Genomic DNA, 22793 nt, shown 5'->3' with positions numbered 1-22793 from the left:
CCTAGCAATAAGTTGATTTACATAAGACTTAATCATAGAGGTAGGCTATGATAACTTGAATTAGTACAATGGATTAATTGTCGCAAATTAGTGAATTAAACTAAAGCGAAGTTTTAATATTATATGATTTATAAATATGATGGTAGAGGAGAGAAATGTCCTGTGCCTTTAGTCAAGTTACGTTTATTACTAAAAAAAATGCATGATGGGGATCAATGTATAATTACCATTGATGATATCGGCTCTATAAATGATATTCCAAAATTGTTAGATAAACAGGGCTATTCTTATCGAGAAAATGCAATTGATAGTGGCATTGTCGAGATAAAGGTCAATGCATGCAAATCAAACTGAGCAAAAATTAAAAATAGGTCGTTATGTTTAAATTATTTAGTGATTGGTATACCCGTAAATTCTCAGACCCGCACGCGGTCACTTTAGTCGTAATTTTAATCTGTATTGCACTGTTTATTGCTTTATTTAGTAGTTTACTTATGCCGGTATTTGTCGCAATAGCTTTAGCTTTTTTATTAGATCTTCCGGTAAATAAGCTCATGAATAGTTCAATGTCCCGTTCTAGTGCAACAATAGTGGTTGTAGTCACTTTTTTAGGGTTTTCTTTATTGGCTGTATTAGGGTTAATGCCTATTATTTGGAAACAAAGCAGTAATTTATTGCAAGAAGTTCCTCATATGATCACGCAAGGGCAAGGGTATTTATTGACCTTGCCTGAAAAATACCCTGACTTTGTGCAAGTCTCCCAGATTGAAAGTTTTATTGTTATGGTTAATGATAATTTACTTGAATGGGGGCAAGTGGCATTAAAAGCTTCATTAAACTCAATTTCTGACATTGTCGCCTTAATGGTTTATTTAATTCTTGTACCGCTAATGGTATTTTTCTTTTTGAAAGATAAAACTGAATTAATGAGTAGTATTACGCATTTCCTGCCTAAAGAACGCCGTATGGCTATTAAGGTAAGCCAAGAAATGAACCAGCAGATTCTGAATTATATTCGTGGAAAAGTGATTGAAATTCTTATCGTTGGCACATCAACAACGATTGCTTTTATGTTCCTTGATTTACAATATGCCTTACTACTTGGCGTTTTAGTTGGTTTGTCGGTACTTGTTCCTTATGTAGGCGCGACTGTTGTAACCCTACCGGTTATGCTGGTAGCACTTTTTCAATTTGGACTTAGCAGTGAGTTTGGCTACGTTATGCTTGCTTACGGAATAATCCAGGCATTGGATGGCAATGTTATTGTGCCGTTACTTTTTTCTGAGGCCGTTAATTTACACCCTGTTGTTATTATAATCGCAGTAATATTTTTTGGCGGTTTATGGGGGTTCTGGGGGGTGTTTTTTGCAATCCCCCTAGCGACGCTCGTCAAGGCGGTAATCAATGCCTGGCCAACAATACCTGAATCAGAAGATGCTATTGCAGCCCAATCAGAGAAGGTTTAAAGGAAGTAACATGGAATTAATGTACACCCAAAGGCTGATGCCTGCACATAAGCGCATGGCACTTGTTGCCCATGATAATAAAAAAGCGGACTTAATTGCTTGGGCACAGAAACGAAGTGATGATTTAAAGTATCACCATTTATTTGCTACCGGTACCACGGGTACTTTATTAAGTTCGGCGATTGGCTTACCGGTAAAATGTTTGTTTTCCGGGCCAATGGGTGGTGATCAACAGCTGGGTGCGTTAATCGCAGAAGGCGAGATTGATGTGATGATTTTTTTCTGGGACCCGTTAGATGCGGTACCCCATGATCCTGATGTGAAAGCGTTGTTAAGATTAGCTGCTGTTTGGAATATTCCTGTAGCGACGAATAAATCAACGGCCAACTTTCTTATGGACTCTGCGCTAATGACTCAAGAAAGTGCGATTGAAATTCCAGACTATGCTGCTTATCTCGCTGACCGTACTAAGTAATCCCCACTAACACTGAACAAAGTTACTGAAAAAATTATTTTCTATTTATACCAATTTGATTAAATTTCTTCCCAACTCAGAGCTCTGCTCGATGTTCAATAACAAGGAAAATTTGTTTCGATTTAGTCATTCTAAATCAAATAAACTTAACGATGTTAGTGGACATCGAGAAAGCTCCCAGAGGGCGAGTTTAAAAGGTTTACATGCTGCGTTATTGATTTTGATAAGGACGCTACATGGATGGTGTTCTTAGAGAATGCAGGAGCATATTCTCCTGAATAACCATTATCTCAATCAATGCCTTGCCTCTAAGCCTTTTAATTCTCGCTGAGTGGGAAAGAACTTAATCAACTTGGTATTACATGGTTACTATTACTAATTAATAGCAAAATCACTCACTATCTTCGCTCATTTACATTAAAAAAGCCCTAAGCTAATATTACTTAGCTTAGGGCTTTTTTATTACTTATTAAGCTACTGACTTAATTCATTTAATACAGCTAAAACAACTTCATGATGCTCTTTAGTTTTAAATTTATTAAAAACATGACTGATTTTTCCATCAATACCAATCAAAAAGCTTAAACGATGAATGCCATCGTATTCTTTACCCATGAATTTCTTTAAACCCCAAACACCAAATTGATCAGCGACTTGGTGATCAACATCAGATAAAAGTGAGAAGTTTAGCTCATCACGTTCGCAGAATTTAGTTAAGCGTTTTACTTCATCAGGACTGATACCAAACACAACCGTGTTTAATTGGGTAAGTTCAGTTTTTATATCACGTAAGCCTTGTGCTTGTACCGTACAGCCAGGGGTCATCGCTTTAGGATAAAAATATACCAGCACTTGTTTTTTACCTAGGTAATCAGCTAATGATATTGATTCATCGTTTTCATTGTTTAGGGTAAATAGTGGTGCGGTATCACCAACGTTTAATGTATTCATAATAAGGTCACTTTTATTTGTTATTAAAGGCACGCTAATTATAATAAATTAGCATTAGCTTTTTTGATAAAACCTTGTACATCGGTTTGTTGACAGAGTTCTAAGAAGTCATGCTCTAGTTCATCGATACTAATTTTTTCGGTTAAAGCAAACAATATGTTGGCGCTCATATAATTGGTTTTCGGATCTATTTCCGACTTTAACGAAGATATGTCTATTTTACGTGTGGCAAAAAAGGCGGTCATTGATTTTAGAATGCCTGGTTGGTCTATGCCAGAATATTCTGCTCGGTAATGCTTTACTAAGTCAAAAGTTCTGTGACCAGAAGTGCGCTTCATCATGGTGATTAAATCTAAACTATGAGCAAGTTTAGGTATTCTAGCTTCAACCCTATTAATTGCCCTAGTATCACCAGTAAGTAACATAATGAAGGTAAACTCAGAGCCAAAAATGGCCATCCGACTGTCTAATATATTACATTCACATTCACTTGCTAATTTAGTTAATTCACTAACACAACCAGTTCGGTCCGATCCCATTGCTGTTAGTACTAAATACTTTGACATTCATTGCGCCTAAGTTGTCAAGAAAGACGCATTGTAACTGATCACGATTAAAGTTGGAATCATCTTACATTTTTGTGGTCATATAACTTGTGTTTGTAAAATCAGCCAAGTACCATGGGGCGCAATATTAGCCCTGTCTTATATCAAATTTTTTTAGTATTTTTTAGTGAGCTTAGAGGGTTTTGACTATCAATAACCTAAGCCACAGGAGTTTTAATGAGTTGTAGAGCATTTTATTTATCACTGTTAGCCTTATCACTAACAGCTTGTAGTTCTGTTAATAATAAACAAGCACAAGGTAGTTTTGATTATCAGCATAAACCAGAAGCTAACGATCTCGTTATTCCTGCTAATTTAAATAAACCAAAACAATCTAAAGACTTTTTCGTCACCAATAAGATTAACCATCAAGGTCCTGTTGGTAAGGACATGGATATAAGAGCACCTTCTTTAGTGATGCCTGTTGCTGCCTCTTCACGTGTTGTTGATGAATCAGGTATTGCTATTATTTGGTTTGATAAGGTATTGGAAGATAAAAATTTATTGGAATTTATCGAAAGGGTTGTTAAAGAACAGTTAGATGAAGACAAAATCACCTATAAGTACATTGAGGAAGATACGGAAGTTACCTTAAGTAAAGTTATTGAAGGGGCGACCAGTTTAAAAGAAACGAGTATCAAACGTGAGGGTATTAAAACGGCCATCATAGAGTCGGATTGGTATCACAATGAAATTGATGTTGGTTGGATCTTCACTGATATTCAATTCTCTAAGAGTTTGCGCTTTCGTTACCAATTACTTGCTAAACCTCATGGGCGAAGTGTTTCATTGCGGGTTTCATTAGTTGATTTTATTCAAACAGATGAGAAAGGCGGCAGTAAAACAATGGATCCTATTGATAAGCAGCGCGCAGAAAAAGCGATGCTTAATGAGTTAATAGCTGCCGTTGATTATAACTACCGTATTCAGCAACGTGCGGATCGCTTAACTCGTGCGAATCAGAAACTCGTGACTTTAGGTAAAAATAATGTAGAAGAGCCCGCTTATGTAGTTGAGATGGGCTTAGACGATTTATGGGGTAACATGCCATTATTCTTTGAAAACAATGGCTTTACTATTACCGACCTCAATGAAGAGAAAAAGATTTATTATGTAGACTTTGTTAAGCCAGATACCAGTATATGGGACAGTATTTGGGGCGATGATGTACCTGTGGTTGATGTCAATGATGCCAATTATCAATTTGTATTAGCACCGCTTGACGAAGTTGGCCATAAGACTGCGGTAACCATTTATAATGCTGCCGGTGAGCCATTGCCACTTGAAACATTAGAAAGAATTTTCCCTGTAATAGAAAAAGGTTTATCGTTTAGAAATGTTTTCTAACATTGATTAATTTAGTTAATGTATATACCTAAATATATCCATGTGGTTTAGGTATATACCCGCTCCACTTGAAGATGCTCGTTTCAGGAAACCTGAGCGAGTCATAATCAAGGCACATTTTTTGTTAATGGTTATTCAGGAGAATATGCTCCTGCATTCTCTAGCAAGCTACATCCATGTAGCGTCCTTAAAAACAAATGTAACGACGAATATGGTTTGCTCAGTTTTCCCCGAAGGGCTGGTTTATAAACGCTTTATACTGCGTTATTAATTTCGACAATAGAATAACTATTCTCTTCAATCAATGCCTTGCCTAAAGGCGTTTATAATTCCAGCTGAATCCTGCATCTTCAAGTGGAACGGGTATATAACGTTACAGATATAAAAAAACTCCACTAGATGGAGTTTTTTTATATCTTAATTTTACTATTTATTGAGGTGTTTTTTGTCGATAGGATCCATTTTATGAGCACTTTTATGAGTTCTGGGTAGTGTTTCTTCGCGGTCGTTTAAACTTTTTTTACGCATTCGTTGCTTTGAGCTTTTTTGAAATGTACTCAAATTTCCTATGATAATAACGACTGTTATCACTATCATAAAAATAGCTAACCAATTATCCATTGGGGTGCCTCTTGGTAAGTTGGTGAAGTTAATTCGCTAAAATTCGTATACTAGGATGACTATTTAACCTGAGGTTTGGATAAGAGTTTTGTAACTTATTGAAGTTAGGTGAACAAAGTAACTTAAAGTTCCAGTGACGTAATTTAAGTGTCTATTAAGATATTTTTACAAACCAATAACTGGTTATTGGGAGTGAAAATAACGCTGATAGGCGCTTAAATAGCGTTATTGGGCAAATTCGCTTATCCGAAGTTCAGGTTATTTAGGCAGTATAACATTTGTTGGTGCATTACAAACATTGTTAATATAGCGCTTTGCAATGTCATCTATATTTTCAATAATGGCTTGCTTACCTAATATGGCGCTTTTATTTAGTGTTTGTGTTAACAATTCAACATCAAAAGCTTGTTGGTATTGTTGAGCTAACGGCCAGTAAGATAAATGCCATGGCTCTTTGGCAACGCCGCCTTGAAAACGTGCATAAGGGAAATAAAAACCGAACTGGTGCGCGTGTTTAACAAGCCAAGCGGATAATTTCGCTAAAGGCCCTTGTTCACTGTATTCAAATGGTTCAAGTTGTAGCTGATAATCTTTAGCTAATAAATTGGGCGCGTAAATATCAATGTCACAACCCCAATGGTGACGGCTTGCGCCTGGCAGGGCGGAATAAAGTAAAATACTGTGTACTAATTCAAGTGGAGATAAGTGTTTTGAAGATACAAGGTCGCCAGCACTATTCTTAATCGATGTTTTCCCCGAAAACTTGTTATTCCATAACATAAGTTGTCGATCAAATGATCGAAAACCACTGGCAATTTTTAGTTCTATAGCATCGTCTTTAGCTGCGCTTACCATAAGTTCAAAGGCGTCTTTCATACCTTGATGAATGGCAACTCGTTCACTGACATAGTGCAAGTGAGCTTCGGTTTGACCCAGTAATTGAGCTGGACTGATAGTTTGCATTGCTAAATGAAACCTTATGACTAATTAAATAACTAAAAGAAAAACTAACTACTCGTTTTATGCGTGCATAAAACATTAACCAAACAATGATAGTAAATATCAACGAGCTTTATTAAATCATCACAAGAAACTGATTCATTGACCTGATGAATAGTTGCGTTACATGGTCCAAGCTCAATGACTTGTGCTCCTGTCGGCGCGATGAATCGACCGTCTGATGTACCGCCTGAAGTTGATAGTTGCGTTTCCTTACCGGTCACCGATAGTATTGCTTGGCTAACGGCGCTTAAAAATCCGTGCTCTGAGTCAACATGCTCTGTAATAAATGGCTTACCATTAAAAGTCCATTTTATATCATACTCTAGTTGATGTTTATCAAGGATAGATTCTACTTGTTCAACAATAATTTGATCCGTTAATTCGGTGCTATAACGTAAATTAAATAAGGCGTTGATATGGCCAGGTACAACATTTGTAGCACCAGTACCGGCACTAATATTAGAAATCTGAAAGCTGGTCGCGGGAAAATAATCATTACCTTGATCCCATTGTACTTCACTTAATTCGGTTAATGCTGGCATCGCTAAGTGAATTGGGTTTCTCACATGCTCTGGATAGGCAACATGGCCTTGTTTACCTTTTATATCTACTTCAGCCGAAATAGAGCCTCGTCGACCATTTTTTACGATATCGCCGACAGCGTGGGTACTTGAGGGTTCACCAACAATACAATAAGTGATTTTTTCATTACGAGCTTCTAATGTATCAATAACTTTAGTGGTGCCATTGATAAATGGTCCTTCTTCATCACTTGTTATTAAATAAGTGATAGAACCTTGATGATCTGGGTGGTCTTGAACAAAACGCTCTGTTGCCACTATCATTGCCGCTAAACTACCCTTCATGTCGGACGCGCCACGGCCATATAACATGCCGTCAATAATTGTTGGCTCAAATGGTGGCGTATTCCATAGTTCAAGATTACCTGCAGGAACCACATCGGTGTGACCAGCAAAACAAAAGACTACGTCATCTTCTTTCTTTGTATTAGTGCTGTCACGGCGAGACCAAAGGTTGGTGGTATCAGCAAAAATCATGCTTTCATTGGTAAAACCGAGCTTTGCTAACCGCTGTGCCATCAGTTTTTGACAACCAGCATCTTCAGGAGTAACTGAAGCTCTAGACATTAATTCTATTGCTAGCTCAATAACGTCGCTTTGATTTTTTTGTACGATTTGACTCACAAGCATTACCTTCACTTAATTTTTAATGATGTAGATTTTAATTATTTTTGTGCAAAAATAGTTTGGTATTGGTCTGGTTTAAAACCGAGATTGAGTTCACCATTTAGTGGTAGTAGGGGTCTTTTAAGTAGCGTCGGTTGCTCAAGTACAGCGTTAAACATGACTTCATCGGTTAAGTTGTTTTTTATCTCGTCAGGTAGGTTACGAAAAGTTGTACTGCGCTTGTTTAACAATAATGACCAATCACTTTGGCTAACAAACTGCGTTAATAACTCGGTTGTTAACGGTTGTTTTTTAAAGTCATAAAGTTGGTGTGCTACGTTGTTTTCTTCAAGCCACTTAGTCGCTTTTTTCACGGTATCGCAATTTTTTATGCCGTATAGGGTGATCATAGTAATCCTGTATGAATGTTATTGCTTATTTGAATTTAATTTTGCCACTATATTACCAGATATTGGTTAGCGCGTAGTGCTTCAATCGCTGTATTCATACATTCTTCTTTCACTAGAATGTAATCGGTGTCAAAGGTAGAAATAGCGAATATACTAATTTTTTCATTTGCCAACACTGTAGAGATATTCGACAAAATACCCGTCATGGTAAAAGCTAGCGGACCAACTACTTCTAAAGCTTGCCAATTTAGCTCGACTTCATCACTGGCAATCGTAATGCTTTGCGGTAAAACAATCGAGATCTCGTCGAAGGTTTTTGCAATAAAAAAAATACTCGCGCTAAATACTTCACTCGGAATAGTCGCACTCTCGGATAAACTGTGGATGGCAAAATGTTCGTTAATAAGTCTGAGTGTTAACTGTGACATTAATGTCCTTAAAGGTTGGACCAAATAGGTCAATAAATGAGCCCAGTTGGTATTTATATATTAACTTAATTATAGCACTAGATATTTGCTTTGATGTTTAATTTATAGAGATTAGCATCAGCTCGTTCAATGCTAGTGCATTGAAATACATAGATCTAGAGGGAAGTTATCTAAAGTTGTTGTTTACGAAGGTTTTACTAGGTGATTTATCGTAAAAAGTGATAGTTTTCTTGAGATTTTATATCCACAAAACCTGTGGATAGAATTGTGAGTAATACGTTGTTAACTGTGTATGATGCTGAAATATATAGAAAATAATCATAGTACGTTTTTTGTCTAGCTAGGCTTGAAATGTTATTGGATAGGATAAGTTATCAAAAGACACTGTTGAGTTGTTATCTCTGTAAAAATAAAGTTTTAAGATGGTTAAACTGCTTAAAAATAAGTTTAACCGTCTTGTTATTTAATTTTCTGTTTAATAAAAAAACACGGTATAGCAAGCTACAACCGCATGCGATGTTACATTGTCGCCTGTATTGCCGTTAGCGCAATGGTATAAACAATATCATCGACTAATGCGCCTCGAGATAGATCATTAACGGGTTTATTCATCCCTTGTAACATCGGGCCTATACTGACTAAGTCAGCTGAACGTTGTACTGCTTTATAAGTAGTGTTACCTGTATTTAAGTCAGGGAAGATAAACACTGTCGCTTTACCCGCCACAGGGCTGTTTGGCGCTTTTTTCTTGGCAACGTTCTCCATAATGGCGGCATCATATTGAAGTGGTCCATCAATAATGAGATCAGGTCGCTTAGCTTTGGCTATTGCCGTTGCTTTAGTTACTTTCTCTACATCAGCACCCTGACCAGAACTACCGGTACTGTAACTAATCATGGCAACTCTTGGCTCAATATCAAACGCTTTTGCAGAGTCAGCAGATTGAATGGCGATATCAGCTAATTGCTCTGCGGTAGGCTCAGGATTAATAGCACAATCGCCATAAACAAGTACTTGATCAGGTAGCAGCATAAAGAATACTGATGACACTAAAGAGCTATCAGGAGCTGTTTTGATTAATTGTAAAGCGGGTCTTATGGTGTTCGCTGTAGTATTTACTGCACCAGAAACAAGACCATCAACTTGACCGAGTTGTAACATCATTGTGGCTAACACTACATTATCTTTGAGGTTCTCTAGTGCAATCACATCTGTTAAGCCCTTATTTTTTCGTAGTTCGACCATAGGTCCTACGTAATTATCTCTAATAGACTCGGGGTCTGTTATTAACAAATTATCAGGTAGATGAATACCTTGATGTTCGGCGATTTGTAGTATTTCTTCTTTGTTACCAATCAATTGACAGCGAGCGATATTACGCTCACAGCAAATTGCGGCTGCTTTAATCGTGCGTATATCCGTACCTTCAGGCAAAACGATTAGCTTATTTGCTTGGCGAGCAAGCTCTGTTAATTTATGTCTAAAAGCAGGTGGCGATAATAGGTTATAACTATTGTTTTTAGAGGTTAGGCTTTCGAGCCAGTCGCTACTTAAATTATCGGCAACATGTTGTTTTACTTTATCTTGGCGCTGGATATCGTCTTTAGGGATTTCGGGATTAAAACCCATGATATGACGTGATGTTTGCCAAGTATCCCAGGGTACCGACAGAACAGGTAAACCAGCATCAAGTGCTTGCTGGCATAATTCCCAAACCTGTTCAGAAGGTTCAAAGCCATTTGTTAAAATCAAGCCGCCTAATTTTGTGCCATTTAGCGCAGATAAACAGGTGGCAATGATAATGTCGGTTCTATCGCCAGGGGTAACAATAAGACGTCCCGGTACTAAGTAGCTCACCAAGTTTGATACGGTTCTGGCGCAAAATGCAACACTTCGAAAACGACGATGCGCCATATCTCCAGCGTTAAGTACTTTAGCTTCAAGGTAGTTACTAATGTCACAAACACGTGGAGCGATGAGATCTATCTCCCACATAACTGTGCCGAGTAAGTCAAAATGCCTACCTTTAAAAATGGATAAATCTAACCAATGATTTAAATTAAAATCACGTTCTATTTCTTCTTCTTTTGGCAATAAACCGTATTCTTCTTGATCTGGGCAATTGAGCTTGTTGATCACACAGCCAATGAGGTGCTTGTTCTTTATACCGCCATAGGTTTCTGCGCTAACTTCAAGTCGGTCTTCAAATTCTTCCGCGCTATCATTACCAGGGCTCGCTACTAATACAATATTTGCCCCAAGTGCTTGAGCAACATCTCGATTAATACGACCCGCATACGGTTGTCTTGGTGTAGGCACTAAACCTTCAATAATAATAACGTCGTGATCTTTTTTAAAGGCATTAAAATTGGCTACAATTTCTTCTAAAACAACATCGTGAAGACCATCGCCCATTTTTCCTTCAACATAACTAAGCGATACGCTAGTACTATTTTGAGATAAACTAATGGCATCAATGGTTTTGTTTTTTTTAGCTAAACTGTTACGTGAAGGTTGACTAATGGGTTTGAAGTGTCCTACTTTAATCCCCTTTTGTTGACAAGCATGTAATAAACCTAACGATACGCTGGTTAAGCCTACGCCTGAGCCAACAGGGATTAGCATAATTCTATGTGGCATAAATTAAATCCTATTTATTCTTTATTTGAAGCGTTTACTTAGCTAAATTTGTTAATAACTGGGCTGATTGTTCAGCAATGACAAACTCTTCATTTGTGGCAATAACCCAACACGCTCTTGAATTTTTAGTGGCAATATTCCCCGAGGCACCAAAGCGAGTAGCTTGATTTTTTTCTTCATCGAGTGAAAAATTCAATAGGCCTAATTGTTTAACTATTTCTGTACGCACCCAACTTGAGTTTTCACCAATGCCACCAGTAAATACAAGGCCGTCTAATTGCGTTAAGCTGGCGCTATATGAAGCAATGCTTTTTGCAATGCGGTAACAAAAAACCGTCAGTGCTAAGGTTGCTTGCACATGGTTATCTTCTAGCATGGCATTTTCTAAGGTACGGCAGTCGTTGCTCAAGTCAGAAATACCGACTAAGCCACTTTCTTTATTGACTAATTTATCAACATCGCTAATTGAATAACCTAAATTATCGACTAGATGAAAGATAATACCGGTATCGAGATCGCCACACCGAGTACCCATTATCAGGCCTTCGCCAGGTGTCATACCCATACTAGTGTCAACACTTTCGCCATTTTTAATAACAGTAACACTACAACCATTACCTAAGTGTGCACTAATTAAATTACATTGTGCCAATGGCTTATTTAATTGTTTAGCGGCTTGATTAGCAACAAAGTAATGACTGGTTCCGTGAAAGCCGTAACGTCTTATTCCATGTTCTTTATACAAAGAGTAGGGCAGACCATACATGTAGGCTTTTTCGGGCATGCTTTGATGAAACGCCGTATCAAAAACAGCCACTTGGGGTAAACAGTCAAAAGCTGCTTGGCACGCTTTTATGCCGATGAGATTTGCCGGATTATGTAATGGTGCTAGTTTTGCCAATTGGCTAATTGCTTGTTCTACTTCGGTAGTGATTAATGTGGGTTGCGAATATTTCTCGCCCCCGTGAACAACTCTATGACCGATTGCGCTTATATCTTTGACTAAATTTAGCTGTTGCAATTGTACTACCAATACAGAGAGTGCTGCTTGATGGTCAAAAGGGTCAGGTAACTTATAAGTCTTTTTATCACCTTGTTGTTTGATCGTTACTTTTGCATCAGTGCTCAGTAAACATTCCGCTAAGCCTGATAAAAGTGTTTCACCACTTGCTGGCTTTATTAAAGAAAATTTAACGGAAGAGCTACCACAATTGATCACTAAAATTGCATTAGTATTAATAGAGTCTTTACGCTGCGCTTTTTGTTGAGTCATGTCTGTTGTCTTTTAAAAAAGTGAAAAGATATCGAATAATTAGTTGCAAAATTAATCATGTGCAAAATAATACCGGGTTCATTATAGCGCTTGACTGTTGAGTATATATTGATGCAATACAATAAAAGACTGTTTAATTGTATTTTTAATGATTTCTATTCGTAATAGGAAGGTGTTTGTAGCGATCCATTACAAATTAAGATACATTTTGCAGAGTACTTGAAGATTTTGAATGGTAGCGAGTATTGGGACCACCTGCTATAGTAGGTTTATGAATATCTCTGTTGTACAACTCATTAAATTGGGCAAAAAATATTTATCTCTTTGGCCAGACAAGCCTGAGTTAACCCACTATTTCGAAGATTATCGAGGCGTACAAAGTGCGCGCTTTGTTTGTCGATATTTTCCAGCGTTAGCCATGTTTACTGTTATTATGCAGCTTTATGTCGCCTCAGGTTATCCTCTTGGTCAAGGCTCTGTAAGTAATGCAATCAATGCACTGCCTCAGGCGCTTGTTTATGGTTTGTTTTTATTAAGTCTGCCAGTACAGGCATTAGTTTTTTCAGGTGTTAAAGCAGATAAACTATTACCACCCTCTCTGGCTTCTTGGTATCGCAATGGTTTAGAGAAAGTAAAACAGCAAGTCGCTGAACAAGGAAAGCATAGCAAGGGTCATCAAAATGATAATGCTATCGTAAACCTCGCAACTTATAAACCGCGTTATATCGATCTTGCGCAACTCTTGCAATTAACTTATGCGACAACAAAATAAGTATCGCTACTTACTTTAGTGTTGCCGTAAGTTAATGGTCGGTGCAGCCATTCTTTTTTATTCTTATTTCTTTTGATATAAACGTAAAACAAAATCTGCCTGGCAGCTAAATTGTTTTTGCTGTTTCAATTGAGTAATTAATTCCTCTGTGGCTTTAAAAGCAAAAGGAGTCATTGCTAATAAATTCAGTACATCGTCACTATCAGAGAAATTCATAGGGTAGTTTAAACGTTGTTCTTCAACCAAAGTTAAGTCTTCAATCACTTGCTTGGCCGTGTCATGTTTATTGGCTTGGCGATATATTAGTGATTTAAGTTCAAACAAATGGTTATCAGCAGGGGTAACCGTTAATAAATAACCATTTTTTTGTAAAATACGGGTAAATTCATTTTCTAAAATGGGTGCATAAACACTATAAAGCCAGCCAAAACGTTCATCAGCAAAGGGTAAATCCGACAGTGTTGCTACGTTAAAAAAGCAATCTTGATAACGTTTTGCCGCAATCTTAATTGTTTCTTTCGCAATATCTACGCCGTAGACACTGTTGTGCTCAGTTTTATGTTGATGTGTATAAAAACCCTCTCCGCAGCCAGCATCAAAAACAGCGGCTTTTTTATCGCCATACTGTTGATATAACGTCAACATGCTGTCAAGTAAAGGCTGGTAATAGCCTTTATCTAAAAATGCCCGTCTAGCTTGTACCATTGCTTTGTTATCGCCGGGTTCTTTTGAATGCTTAAACTGGACCGGTAATAAATTAACATAGCCTTGTTTTGCTTGGTCAAAGCTATGGTTATTTTCACAACGGTAGCTCTTTTCGTTCAGTACTAAAGCTTGCTGACAAAGAGGGCAACGATATTGAGCTAATTCTTCAGTGTGCATTAATAATAAACCTTATGAAAATGTTGACCAAATGGGTGCATGGTCTGAAGGTTTCTCAATACCGCGTAATTCATAATCAATATCGGCTTCAATACATTGTGCTGCCATGTCTTTTGTCGCTAGTACAACATCAATGCGAAGACCACGATTATCATCAAAACCACGCGAGCGATAATCAAACCAAGAGTAACGCTCAGTCGTTTCAGGATGTAGCATACGGAAGGTATCAACAAAACCCCAATCCATTAGCTTTGTTAACCATTCTCTTTCTTCAGGTTGGAAAGAACATTTTCCACTTTTCAACCAGCGTTTACTATTTACGTCACCAATACCAATATCTAAGTCTTGCGGAGAAATATTAATATCGCCCATTACAACCACATTTTCATCATTTGTGTGGTTATCGTTAAGGTAAGTCATCAAATCTTTATAAAATTGTCGTTTATAGGGATATTTAGTTTCGTGACTGATGTTTTCCCCTTGTGGGAAATAGCCATTTAAGACGGTAACCTTTTCGCCTTTCTCATTGGTAGTGGTTACCATAATCATGCGTTTTTGCGCTTCATCATCGTCACTTGGGAAACCTTTTTGTACCACATCAGCTTCTTTTTTACATAACATGGCTACACCATAATGGGCTTTTTGACCATGAAAATAGACGTGGTAACCCATTGCTTCAACTGCTTCTAATGGGAAAACTTCATCATGAACTTTGATTTCTTGTAAGCCAATAATATCGGGCTGATGTTTATCGATTATCGCTTGTAATTGGTGAAGACGAGCACGAAGGCCGTTAATATTAAAAGAGATGATTTTCATAGAATTCCTAAAGGCGTTTAGCGAACAATATCGTCATATATTGCTTGGTAAATAAAGGTAATGATCTTGCGTGTTTATCTATCGTCTCGCAAGTTTTATTTTTCACATCCTGTTATAAAATGTAATTTAAACGTAACAACTGGTAGAACCTATTGTTTAACCGTAATAACTTGTTTAAGCTAACCCTAAATGAGCAAATCAATATAGAAAACTGTTAGTACAGTTATGTATCATTACAATATATGTACCCTGTAATAAATAAGGAAATGAAAATGGCAGATAGTAACTCAAGCGTAAAAAAAATATTATTAGTTGAAGATGATCGTCAATTGTCTGATTTAGTCACTGACTTCTTAACGAGTGAGGGTTTCCATGTGAAACAAGAGTTTCGTGGTGACACTGTAGCAAAGCGCGTAAAGCTTTTTTCTCCAGACCTTATTATTTTAGATGTCATGTTGCCCGGTAAAGATGGTTTCGGTGTTTGTCGTGATTTACGTCCAGAATTTAATGGCCCGGTATTAATGCTAACAGCAAAAAGCACTGATTTTGATCAGGTACTTGGTTTAGAAATTGGTGCTGATGATTATGTTATCAAGCCAGTTGAACCCCGCGTATTATTAGCACGAGTAAATGCTTTATTACGCCGTGGTGATTTACCTAATCAAAGTGAAGAAAAAGGCGAAATTACTTGTGGTGGCTTATATATAAACAAAGCATCGCGTAAAGTGACTTTACAAGATGAAAATGTCGATTTAACGAGCCAAGAATTTGATTTGTTATGGTTACTTGCAGGTAAAGCGGGAGAAGTACAAAACCGTGATTATATCTATAAAGCGGTAATTGGTCGTGAGTATGATGGATTAGACAGAAGTGTTGATGTCCGTATATCTCGCTTACGTAAAAAATTGCATGACAGCACGGATACCCCTTTTAGAATCAAGACTATTTGGGGTCAAGGTTACTTGTTCGTTCCTGATGCATGGAGCTAATCCTCTGACATAATGTCACTGTAGTAATATAGTTACTAAATATATCAAGGCTTTGTTTACTTATTGTAGTTACAAAGCCTTTTTATTAAGCTCACTTTTATTAAATTTTCTTGATAAGGTACGTTGATGAAATTAGGTCGTTCGTTTTTTAATCTTTATTTCTTTATTATTTCCACATTTATCATTTTTTCTTGGGCACTTGATGAAGTGTGGACTTCGTATCTTGAGCAAGATATTGAATCCTATACCGGTTATAAAACACTCATGATGGCTACAGGGGATTATGTGCAAAAACACCCTGAAGAAGAATGGGAAGAGATAATAGCCGATGCAGCAGAACGTTGGGAATTACCGTTAAAGTTAACATCTTTAATCGAAGTCGAAGCCATTGATCACACCGACCATAATTTTTTATCACACTCTAATGCCCATATTTATTATTTCGATGATCAGGTAGAAATTCATTATTTACTTAAAGGCTCTGAATCAGTTATTAGCTTAGGCCCATTAGAAATGCCGACTAGGCCAAGAGTAAAATCGACTTACCGGGTTATGATTCTTGCTACCTTTGGCGTGGTTATTTTTATTTGGTTGTGGCCAATGTCACGAGATTTAGAAGAGCTTAAAAAGGCGACACGTGCCTTTGGTCAAGGACAGTTTGACAGTAAAGCACAAGCAGCAAAGTCAACCATGATAGCGCCTATGTTTGCTTCCTTTAATATGATGGCGGCTAGAATTCGGCGTTTAATTGAAGCCCATAAAGAATTAACTAATGCTGTTTCACATGAGTTGAGAACACCACTGGCAAGGACAAAATTTGCCTTGCAGATGCTTGATTCCCTCAAAGATGATGAAAAAAGAGCGAAATATCAGCTACAAATAAAGAACGATGTTTGTGAGTTAGAAGAGTTGATTAATGAAATGCTTATTTACGCCGCTTTTGATAATGATAAACCAGAAATAAATTTCACCAAAATTAACCTAAGTGAATTAATAAGGTTACAAATAGCTAGTCATGATCAATTTATCAGTTCAATAGAATTTGTTAATAACTTACCTGACGATTATGTTTGTTGCGATGGTCACTTTATGGATCGAGCAGTTAATAACTTTATTAGTAATGCCATAAAATATGGTAATGATAAAGTGAGGGTCACACTGTCGTTAGAAAATGAACAATGCCAAATTTGTGTTGAAGATAATGGTGACGGAGTGTCTGATGAATTTAAACAAGTTATTTTCGATGCTTTTTCTCGTGGTGACCAATCGAGAAACCGTGAAACAGGTGGTTTTGGTCTTGGCTTAGCGATTGTCGCTCGCATAATGGAATGGCATCAAGGTCAGGCATCTATCGGCGATAGTGAATTAGGTGGGGCATCTTTTACACTAACTTGGCCAATAAAACTAAGTAACTTGACGTAATAAGGGAGTTTAATCGAAGAAGTCACTCATCTAGATTAACCCTTTGAACTAGGTAAATAGCCGATAAAACCATTTATTTTTAATTTATTGTTTTATCGGCTAAATGTTTTTTACTTCTAGCCGATAACTTATTTATCAAGACATCGATCAATAAGAGAATAGGGCATTGGCAGTAGCGCTTTCACAACCGTTTTCAACAAATAATTTCTCACCAAGTAATGACGTGGTAAAAGACAGTGCAGGGCAATTAGCCACTGATTTTTCATCTGCTAGTGTGTTACTTCACGAGTTACAACTTGGTGAGCAGCTAAATGAAAGTGTAGTACAAGCCCGCCGAGCTGATTTTTCCTTGATGTTGGCGATGCTAACTGAAGATGTTCGTGAACAAAGCCAATTTTTACTGCCACAAGTAGAAGAGGCAATGGTTGCTGACGTTACAAACACCGCATTGAGAAAGCAATTCAATCTACCTGAAAAAGCGCCATTAGCATTATCAACACCGGATGATGTTAAACAATTTAATCAGGTACAATCTATTGTTGATAACGACCTCGCCACGATACATTTAACTAATGCTATGATGCCAAAACCTTTGGCATTTCGTGATGATAAAAAGCATATCGAAAGCCAAGTGTTACAAAATACTAGCTTATTTACTCAGCTCAAGTATAAACAAGCTCAAGAAAATCAGGTGTCAGGTAATGCGGATAAGCCACTTAGTCAGCCATTAACCTTTAATGCTAAGGCATGGCTAGATGGCATTCAACAGTCTGTAGTTAAAGCACCACTACTTAATTAAATCATACCTATTGAAACCTGTAATTGCTCGCCTACTTAGCGCAGCAATGTTTAAATTTTTTACCCTTCTTTGCCGACCAAGCCGTTGAATAGTAGTTACATGGGCAAATATCATTGCGTTTAATGGTGGGAGTTCCGTTATTAAAAGTAATTTCGTTATGCAGGGTAATGTCGCCATCAATATAGCGCCACCTACCTTGCTCAAGCGAAAAATTAGACTTTTCTCGTAATTCGCATAACGTATTGTCCACCACGTAATAAGCCGAAAACTCTACCGTACTTTCAGTGGTGTGATGTACCACTAATGCTAACCATAAACATTCATCTGCCCATGCCTGAATTTCAGTCACTGATTGCTTTAATTGAGGCGTGGCACCGTAGGTATCAAAAATATATTGACCTTTTTTTGTTGCATAGGCACTAAAGCGAGATCGCATTAATTGCTCAGCGGTGCTGGGGTATTGTTTTTGTGTAATGAAAAGTTGGCAGCAAGCATTAAATAACAAGGTAGAACCGCAAGGGCAAAGCATAACAATATGTCCAATGATGATAGTATGTGTAAACCATTATATTTTACCGCGTTTTTACCGCAGATAAAGCGCTATTGGTCGATTTATTTAACACATTTTTTATCATTTCGATTAGGATAACGGCTTATAAAAATTCAAGAGCCACCAACCGTAGTGATTAACTTGGCGACTCCTCATTCATTCTTTCTTTAATAAAAGAATAAAAGAACTCAACATAAGAATTTATTTTATGAAAATACAACTTATTGCCGCTGTGCTTAGTTTGTCATTAGTAGCTTGTAGTAATACTCAGCTTAATGAGCAAATGAATACTAGTGTACCAGATAAAATCCAAGGCGCTGTTGCGACTAATGCACAATCAACCGATATTATTACGTTAGAGAAAATAATGTCAGACCCAGATTGGTTCGGTCGTGCGCCTGAGTCTTGGTATTGGGGAGATGATAGTAACACTGTTTATTATCAGCAAAAGCAATTAGGTAACCCACTACGTGATTTGTACTCACTGGACCTGTCAAATAGCAATAAGATTGTACAAGTAGCGTTGTCAAATAAGCATAAAGTTGCAGCTAAAAACGGTCAACTAAATCAAGCGCGAACTCATAAGGTTTACACCTTTAATGGCGATGTTTTTGTAAAAACACTCGACAGTAATGCAATAAAACAGCTTACCTTTACCTCAAACCAAGAGGGTAATGCACTATTTTTGACTAACGGCGATATTGCTTATCAAATAGGCAATGTTTTTTATGCACATAACTTAAAAACAGGTCAAATTAAAGAACTGGCAAATTTACAAATGTCAGCAAAACCTGCGGGCGTTACGGTACCTGAAAGTTACTTAGCAAAGGAGCAACATAAGTTAATTGACTACATTGCTTTACAGCAGAGAAATACTCAATTAAAGCAAACTAAAAATGAACGTCTTGCCGCTGAAAATAACGCTGTAAACGATAGTAAGTTTTATTTTGGTAAAGACAATCGTGTAGTGTACGCAAGTTTATCTCCAGCAGGAGACAAACTATTAGTCAGTATTACGTCAGCAAAATCGAGTCGTGATGAAACTGATATCATGCCTAACTACATTACTAAAGATGGCGTTATTGCGGCTGAAAAAGTACGTGCTCGTGTTGCGAATAACAGACAATATCAAGAGCAACTCTTTTTACTCGATATAGTTAAAGGAACTCAACAAGCATTAAGTTATGACAGCTTACCGGGTTTTGATGATGATGTTTTAGCAAGCGTTAAAGCGGAAAACTTTGCGCGAGACGGAAAGAAATATAAGACAGAGAAAAAAGCACGTCACATTCATGTCCTTCAAATGTACAACGCGATTAAGTGGAGCAGTGATGGTCAACATCTAGCGCTAATGTTAGAAGCGTGGGATAACAAAACTCGCTGGTTAACAACCGTTGATTTTGATAAAAATGAACTTGTTACTCAACATAAATTACATGATGATGCTTGGATTAACTGGAGCTTTAATGAATTTGGTTGGTTACTTGCTAATGATAAAACAAGCCTTTATTACTTATCTGAAGAGTCGGGTTATTCGCATTTGTACCATAAAGACTTAAACAGTAAGGCCGTTAAGTTAACGTCTGGTAAGTTTGAAGTCAGCAGTGTTACCCCAGCGCAAGATAATCAGCGTTTCATTTTTAAAGCGAATATAAAGCATCCCGGTATTTATGAAATTTACCAAGTTGATTTAGCGAAAAATGTCACCCCATTGACTGACTTAGGCGGTCAAAACGATTATGAGATTAGCCCTGATGAATCAAAATTATTAATTGAGCATTCAACGGTTACTATGCCGCCAGAGCTTTATGTTCAGCGCTTGAATAGTGCAGAGGAAGCGCAAAGAATCACGCATACCGTATCAAAGCAGTTTTTAAGCATGCCTTGGTCTGCACCTACCGTTGTTGCCATTGCTTCAAGTAAACAAAAAGAACCGATTTACTCAAAAGTATATTTACCTAAAAACTTTGATAAAACCTTAGAGAAAAACCGTGCCGTCATGTTTACGCACGGCGCGGGTTATTTACAAAACTCACACTTGGGTTGGTCAGGATATTTCCGTGAATTTATGTTCCACTCTATGTTAGTACAACAAGGTTATGTTGTTATCGATATGGATTACCGTGCATCTGCTGGATATGGACGTGACTGGCGTACCGCTATTTACCGTCATATGGGGAAACCTGAAGTTGAAGATATGCGTGACGGTGTTAAATGGCTTATTGAAAATGCCAATGTTGATGAAAAACGTGTTGGTACCTATGGAGGCTCTTACGGCGGTTTCTTAACATTAATGTCAATGTTCACTGATCCTGATTTATTTGCTTCTGGCTCAGCAATACGCTTAGTGTCAGATTGGGCATATTACAACCATGGTTATACGTCAAATATCTTAAACACCCCTGAAGATGATGCTATTGCGTATGAACGTAGTTCACCAATTTACTTTGCTGAAGGACTTAAGAGACCACTATTAATCAACGCACCTATGGTTGATGATAATGTATTCTTTGAAGATACAGTGCGCCTAGTACAACGTTTGATTGAGCTTGAAAAGCAAGATTTTGAAACGGCAATTTACCCCGTAGAGCCTCATGGTTTTGTTCAACCTAGCTCTTGGTTAAATGAATACCGTCGTATTTATAAATTATTTGAAAATACTTTATAAACTAATGCAGGCTTTAGGTCTTGCTCTGTGCTAATTGCAAAGCAAGTCCATAAAACCTCAATGTGTTGCTTTGCTGCAGTAATAAAGAAAAAGCCCTGATAGTAACTATCAGGGCTTTTTTGTGAGTTGGTAAAATATTTTGCTGTGATGCTCTTATATGTAACCACTAAGTAGAATAGCTAAATAGACCAAGACACCGTTTCACTGATGTTTTGTTGCCATTGTCCTAATGACTCATTTTTATCGGCAACAACAATGATGTTACTGTTGTTAAACTCAATAGAGCTACCAAAGAACTGTTTATCATTAAAGCTATTAGTAAAGCTGAGTTGATCGTTCTTAGGAACAACAAAGACAGTAACAGGGCTCGTTCTTCCTTGATAAACCAAGTGCAAACTTTTCATACCATCAAATCGGCAGTAATCAGCAAAAAGTAACTTACCTAAAGATTGGCTAAAGTTACCATCAAATGCTGCCATTTTCTTATTTAATGAGGCTAATGTAACTTGGTTGCTGGCGTTGTTAGTAATACTACCTTGCTCATGATAAACATGGGCTAGGGCATAATCACCTAAGTTGCTATATGCACTTGAAAACTGCATAAAGTTAAGCATTAAACCACCGACAATAGCGACCGATGCTGCTAATGCAAGGTGCACGCGAGTTCTACGTTTGTGTACTTGGTGACTTGCTAGCGTTTGGCGTAAAATCAGTTTATTACATAAATCATCGGGCACAGGTACGTGTAATGCTTGTCTAATACGTTCATCCAATTGACAAATTTCTTTGGCAAATTGCTTCTTGCTTGGATCTTGTTGCTGCGCCGCAATAGTGTCAGCATCCTGATTATTAGGATCGGCATATATAGCACGTCTAAATTGCAAATCATCCATTGTAAATACCTCGTTTTACGGGCTCTGCTTCTAAAGCTTCTTTAAGTTGGTTTCTCGCTCTAAATAAACGTGTCATCACAGTATTTTTATTCAGATCTAACATAGTGGCAATATCTTCACCGCTAAAACCACCGAGCACTTGAAGTACAAGGGGCTCTGAGTATTCTGGCGGAAGTTGTGATATTTTGTCTCTTAACCAGTGATTCTCTAACTCTTGTTCAGTGGTCACTGATTTAGTATCTGTTATGGTGGCTTCTTCATATTCGCTCATATCAAAACGCTTCCTCTCAAAGCGTCTAGCATTCTCTCGCCTTAAAATAGTGATTAACCATGACTTAGCAGCCTTTTCATCTTTTAATGAATCAAGGGCTCGCCAAGCACGTAGAAAGGTTTCTTGCACTAAGTCTTCAGCCACTTGTTTTTCATGGGTGAGCCAATAGGCATAGCGATATAAATCACCGTGTAGCGCCTTTACTAGCGCCTCATATCTAACTTGTTTTGTCATCATATGTTTATAGACCCTAGCATGAGGAAGTTAATTTCAAAGGGTAGTGATTATTTAGTAAATCATTGATAAAAAATTTATTAAGTGAC

The 22793-nt window shown here is 37.5% G+C and carries 23 protein-coding genes; 9 read left to right on the top strand and 14 right to left on the bottom strand.

Annotation, left to right across the window (positions count from 1 at the left end):
- Window positions 1-123 precede the first annotated feature (123 nt).
- From CXF71_RS01100 to CXF71_RS01090, 3 genes are read left to right on the top strand one after another with little or no spacing between them, the layout of a single operon-like run.
- Window positions 124-354 (top strand): sulfurtransferase TusA family protein, encoded by a 231-nt coding sequence (locus CXF71_RS01100; protein ID WP_101231148.1) that lies wholly within the window; start codon window positions 124-126, stop codon window positions 352-354.
- 23 nt (window positions 355-377) lie between these two features.
- Window positions 378-1466 (top strand): AI-2E family transporter, encoded by a 1089-nt coding sequence (locus CXF71_RS01095; RefSeq protein ID WP_101231147.1) that lies wholly within the window; start codon window positions 378-380, stop codon window positions 1464-1466.
- A 10-nt stretch (window positions 1467-1476) separates the two neighbouring features.
- Entirely contained in the window at window positions 1477-1941 is a 465-nt protein-coding gene (locus tag CXF71_RS01090) for a methylglyoxal synthase (RefSeq protein ID WP_101231146.1), read from the top strand.
- 474 nt (window positions 1942-2415) lie between these two features.
- Here the strand turns inward: CXF71_RS01090 and bcp are convergent, their stop codons facing one another.
- Together bcp and CXF71_RS01080 are read right to left on the bottom strand one after the other, a co-directional pair.
- Window positions 2416-2892: a thioredoxin-dependent thiol peroxidase gene (gene bcp, locus CXF71_RS01085; RefSeq protein WP_101231145.1), complete on the bottom strand. Its 477-nt coding sequence runs from the start codon at window positions 2890-2892 to the stop codon at window positions 2416-2418.
- Between the two features lie 38 nt (window positions 2893-2930).
- Window positions 2931-3458: a glycine cleavage system protein R gene (locus CXF71_RS01080; protein ID WP_101231144.1), complete on the bottom strand. Its 528-nt coding sequence runs from the start codon at window positions 3456-3458 to the stop codon at window positions 2931-2933.
- Between the two features lie 216 nt (window positions 3459-3674).
- On the opposite strand from CXF71_RS01080, the gene bamC reads away from it, so the two are divergent.
- Window positions 3675-4844 (top strand): outer membrane protein assembly factor BamC, encoded by a 1170-nt coding sequence (gene bamC / locus CXF71_RS01075; RefSeq protein WP_101231143.1) that lies wholly within the window; start codon window positions 3675-3677, stop codon window positions 4842-4844.
- Between the two features lie 426 nt (window positions 4845-5270).
- Here the strand turns inward: bamC and CXF71_RS21475 are convergent, their stop codons facing one another.
- The 7 genes from CXF71_RS21475 to CXF71_RS01035 all read right to left on the bottom strand — a co-directional run bounded on the left by CXF71_RS21475 (window position 5271) and on the right by CXF71_RS01035 (window position 12372).
- Window positions 5271-5465: a hypothetical protein gene (locus tag CXF71_RS21475; RefSeq protein ID WP_101231142.1), complete on the bottom strand. Its 195-nt coding sequence runs from the start codon at window positions 5463-5465 to the stop codon at window positions 5271-5273.
- A gap of 258 nt (window positions 5466-5723) precedes the next feature.
- The gene (locus CXF71_RS01060; RefSeq protein ID WP_101231141.1) at window positions 5724-6428 is read right to left on the bottom strand and encodes a M15 family metallopeptidase; all 705 of its coding nucleotides are present in this window, start codon (window positions 6426-6428) and stop codon (window positions 5724-5726) included.
- 44 nt (window positions 6429-6472) lie between these two features.
- On the bottom strand, window positions 6473-7663 hold the full coding sequence (dapE, locus tag CXF71_RS01055) for a succinyl-diaminopimelate desuccinylase (protein ID WP_442871910.1): 1191 nt from the start codon (window positions 7661-7663) through the stop codon (window positions 6473-6475).
- A 50-nt stretch (window positions 7664-7713) separates the two neighbouring features.
- Window positions 7714-8064, bottom strand: a complete 351-nt coding sequence (locus CXF71_RS01050) for an arsenate reductase (RefSeq protein WP_101231140.1) — start codon at window positions 8062-8064, stop codon at window positions 7714-7716.
- Window positions 8065-8111: 47 nt separating this feature from the next.
- Window positions 8112-8492 carry an ACT domain-containing protein gene (locus CXF71_RS01045; RefSeq protein WP_101231139.1) on the bottom strand — a complete coding sequence of 127 codons (381 nt, stop codon included), beginning with the start codon at window positions 8490-8492 and terminating at the stop codon, window positions 8112-8114.
- Window positions 8493-9011: 519 nt separating this feature from the next.
- Window positions 9012-11132, bottom strand: coding sequence for a phosphate acetyltransferase (gene pta / locus CXF71_RS01040; RefSeq protein ID WP_101231138.1), 2121 nt, complete (start codon window positions 11130-11132; stop codon window positions 9012-9014).
- 34 nt (window positions 11133-11166) lie between these two features.
- Entirely contained in the window at window positions 11167-12372 is a 1206-nt protein-coding gene (locus tag CXF71_RS01035) for an acetate/propionate family kinase (RefSeq protein WP_198559798.1), read from the bottom strand.
- Between the two features lie 304 nt (window positions 12373-12676).
- On the opposite strand from CXF71_RS01035, the gene CXF71_RS01030 reads away from it, so the two are divergent.
- Window positions 12677-13177, top strand: a complete 501-nt coding sequence (locus tag CXF71_RS01030; RefSeq protein WP_101231136.1) for a DUF412 family protein — start codon at window positions 12677-12679, stop codon at window positions 13175-13177.
- Between the two features lie 63 nt (window positions 13178-13240).
- Here CXF71_RS01030 and rlmA read toward each other — a convergent pair whose 3' ends face one another.
- Window positions 13241-14059 (bottom strand): 23S rRNA (guanine(745)-N(1))-methyltransferase, encoded by an 819-nt coding sequence (rlmA, locus tag CXF71_RS01025; protein WP_101231135.1) that lies wholly within the window; start codon window positions 14057-14059, stop codon window positions 13241-13243.
- Window positions 14060-14071: 12 nt separating this feature from the next.
- Entirely contained in the window at window positions 14072-14878 is an 807-nt protein-coding gene (gene xthA / locus CXF71_RS01020) for an exodeoxyribonuclease III (protein WP_101231134.1), read from the bottom strand.
- Window positions 14879-15150: 272 nt separating this feature from the next.
- Here xthA and CXF71_RS01015 point away from each other — a divergent pair, with 272 nt between their 5' ends.
- The 3 genes from CXF71_RS01015 to CXF71_RS01005 all read left to right on the top strand — a co-directional run bounded on the left by CXF71_RS01015 (window position 15151) and on the right by CXF71_RS01005 (window position 18088).
- Entirely contained in the window at window positions 15151-15867 is a 717-nt protein-coding gene (locus tag CXF71_RS01015; RefSeq protein WP_101231133.1) for a response regulator, read from the top strand.
- A 126-nt stretch (window positions 15868-15993) separates the two neighbouring features.
- On the top strand, window positions 15994-17289 hold the full coding sequence (locus CXF71_RS01010; RefSeq protein WP_101231132.1) for an ATP-binding protein: 1296 nt from the start codon (window positions 15994-15996) through the stop codon (window positions 17287-17289).
- A gap of 166 nt (window positions 17290-17455) precedes the next feature.
- Window positions 17456-18088: a VC2046/SO_2500 family protein gene (locus CXF71_RS01005; RefSeq protein WP_232771331.1), complete on the top strand. Its 633-nt coding sequence runs from the start codon at window positions 17456-17458 to the stop codon at window positions 18086-18088.
- A gap of 31 nt (window positions 18089-18119) precedes the next feature.
- On the opposite strand, the gene CXF71_RS01000 is transcribed toward CXF71_RS01005, so the two are convergent.
- On the bottom strand, window positions 18120-18617 hold the full coding sequence (locus tag CXF71_RS01000) for a YchJ family protein (protein ID WP_101231131.1): 498 nt from the start codon (window positions 18615-18617) through the stop codon (window positions 18120-18122).
- A 229-nt stretch (window positions 18618-18846) separates the two neighbouring features.
- On the opposite strand from CXF71_RS01000, the gene CXF71_RS00995 reads away from it, so the two are divergent.
- Entirely contained in the window at window positions 18847-21306 is a 2460-nt protein-coding gene (locus CXF71_RS00995) for a S9 family peptidase (protein WP_101231130.1), read from the top strand.
- 179 nt (window positions 21307-21485) lie between these two features.
- Here the strand turns inward: CXF71_RS00995 and CXF71_RS00985 are convergent, their stop codons facing one another.
- Together CXF71_RS00985 and CXF71_RS00980 are read right to left on the bottom strand one after the other, a co-directional pair.
- Window positions 21486-22199: a DUF3379 family protein gene (locus CXF71_RS00985; protein WP_101231128.1), complete on the bottom strand. Its 714-nt coding sequence runs from the start codon at window positions 22197-22199 to the stop codon at window positions 21486-21488.
- The gene (locus CXF71_RS00980) at window positions 22192-22707 is read right to left on the bottom strand and encodes a sigma-70 family RNA polymerase sigma factor (protein ID WP_101231127.1); all 516 of its coding nucleotides are present in this window, start codon (window positions 22705-22707) and stop codon (window positions 22192-22194) included. Before CXF71_RS00980 ends, CXF71_RS00985 begins: the two co-directional genes overlap by 8 nt.
- Between the last annotated feature and the right edge of the window lie 86 nt (window positions 22708-22793).

Source organism: Colwellia sp. 12G3 (assembly GCF_002836775.1).
Classification (GTDB): Bacteria; Pseudomonadota; Gammaproteobacteria; order Enterobacterales; family Alteromonadaceae; genus Colwellia.
The sequence above is the reverse complement of the archived record's forward strand: the minus strand, read 5'-3'. Positions and strand labels throughout refer to the sequence as shown.

What these genes read in the sequence shown, in the direction of transcription:
- CXF71_RS01100 (WP_101231148.1), top strand. Translation starts at nt 124, where the DNA reads ATGATTTATAAATATGATGGTAGAGGAGAGAAATGTCCTGTGCCTTTA.
- CXF71_RS01095 (WP_101231147.1), top strand. Translation starts at nt 378, where the DNA reads ATGTTTAAATTATTTAGTGATTGGTATACCCGTAAATTCTCAGACCCG.
- CXF71_RS01090 (WP_101231146.1), top strand. Translation starts at nt 1,477, where the DNA reads ATGGAATTAATGTACACCCAAAGGCTGATGCCTGCACATAAGCGCATG.
- bcp (WP_101231145.1), bottom strand. Translation starts at nt 2,892, where the DNA reads ATGAATACATTAAACGTTGGTGATACCGCACCACTATTTACCCTAAAC.
- CXF71_RS01080 (WP_101231144.1), bottom strand. Translation starts at nt 3,458, where the DNA reads ATGTCAAAGTATTTAGTACTAACAGCAATGGGATCGGACCGAACTGGT.
- bamC (WP_101231143.1), top strand. Translation starts at nt 3,675, where the DNA reads ATGAGTTGTAGAGCATTTTATTTATCACTGTTAGCCTTATCACTAACA.
- CXF71_RS21475 (WP_101231142.1), bottom strand. Translation starts at nt 5,465, where the DNA reads ATGGATAATTGGTTAGCTATTTTTATGATAGTGATAACAGTCGTTATT.
- CXF71_RS01060 (WP_101231141.1), bottom strand. Translation starts at nt 6,428, where the DNA reads ATGCAAACTATCAGTCCAGCTCAATTACTGGGTCAAACCGAAGCTCAC.
- CXF71_RS01050 (WP_101231140.1), bottom strand. Translation starts at nt 8,064, where the DNA reads ATGATCACCCTATACGGCATAAAAAATTGCGATACCGTGAAAAAAGCG.
- CXF71_RS01045 (WP_101231139.1), bottom strand. Translation starts at nt 8,492, where the DNA reads ATGTCACAGTTAACACTCAGACTTATTAACGAACATTTTGCCATCCAC.
- pta (WP_101231138.1), bottom strand. Translation starts at nt 11,132, where the DNA reads ATGCCACATAGAATTATGCTAATCCCTGTTGGCTCAGGCGTAGGCTTA.
- CXF71_RS01030 (WP_101231136.1), top strand. Translation starts at nt 12,677, where the DNA reads ATGAATATCTCTGTTGTACAACTCATTAAATTGGGCAAAAAATATTTA.
- rlmA (WP_101231135.1), bottom strand. Translation starts at nt 14,059, where the DNA reads ATGCACACTGAAGAATTAGCTCAATATCGTTGCCCTCTTTGTCAGCAA.
- xthA (WP_101231134.1), bottom strand. Translation starts at nt 14,878, where the DNA reads ATGAAAATCATCTCTTTTAATATTAACGGCCTTCGTGCTCGTCTTCAC.
- CXF71_RS01015 (WP_101231133.1), top strand. Translation starts at nt 15,151, where the DNA reads ATGGCAGATAGTAACTCAAGCGTAAAAAAAATATTATTAGTTGAAGAT.
- CXF71_RS01010 (WP_101231132.1), top strand. Translation starts at nt 15,994, where the DNA reads ATGAAATTAGGTCGTTCGTTTTTTAATCTTTATTTCTTTATTATTTCC.
- CXF71_RS01000 (WP_101231131.1), bottom strand. Translation starts at nt 18,617, where the DNA reads ATGCTTTGCCCTTGCGGTTCTACCTTGTTATTTAATGCTTGCTGCCAA.
- CXF71_RS00995 (WP_101231130.1), top strand. Translation starts at nt 18,847, where the DNA reads ATGAAAATACAACTTATTGCCGCTGTGCTTAGTTTGTCATTAGTAGCT.
- CXF71_RS00985 (WP_101231128.1), bottom strand. Translation starts at nt 22,199, where the DNA reads ATGGATGATTTGCAATTTAGACGTGCTATATATGCCGATCCTAATAAT.
- CXF71_RS00980 (WP_101231127.1), bottom strand. Translation starts at nt 22,707, where the DNA reads ATGATGACAAAACAAGTTAGATATGAGGCGCTAGTAAAGGCGCTACAC.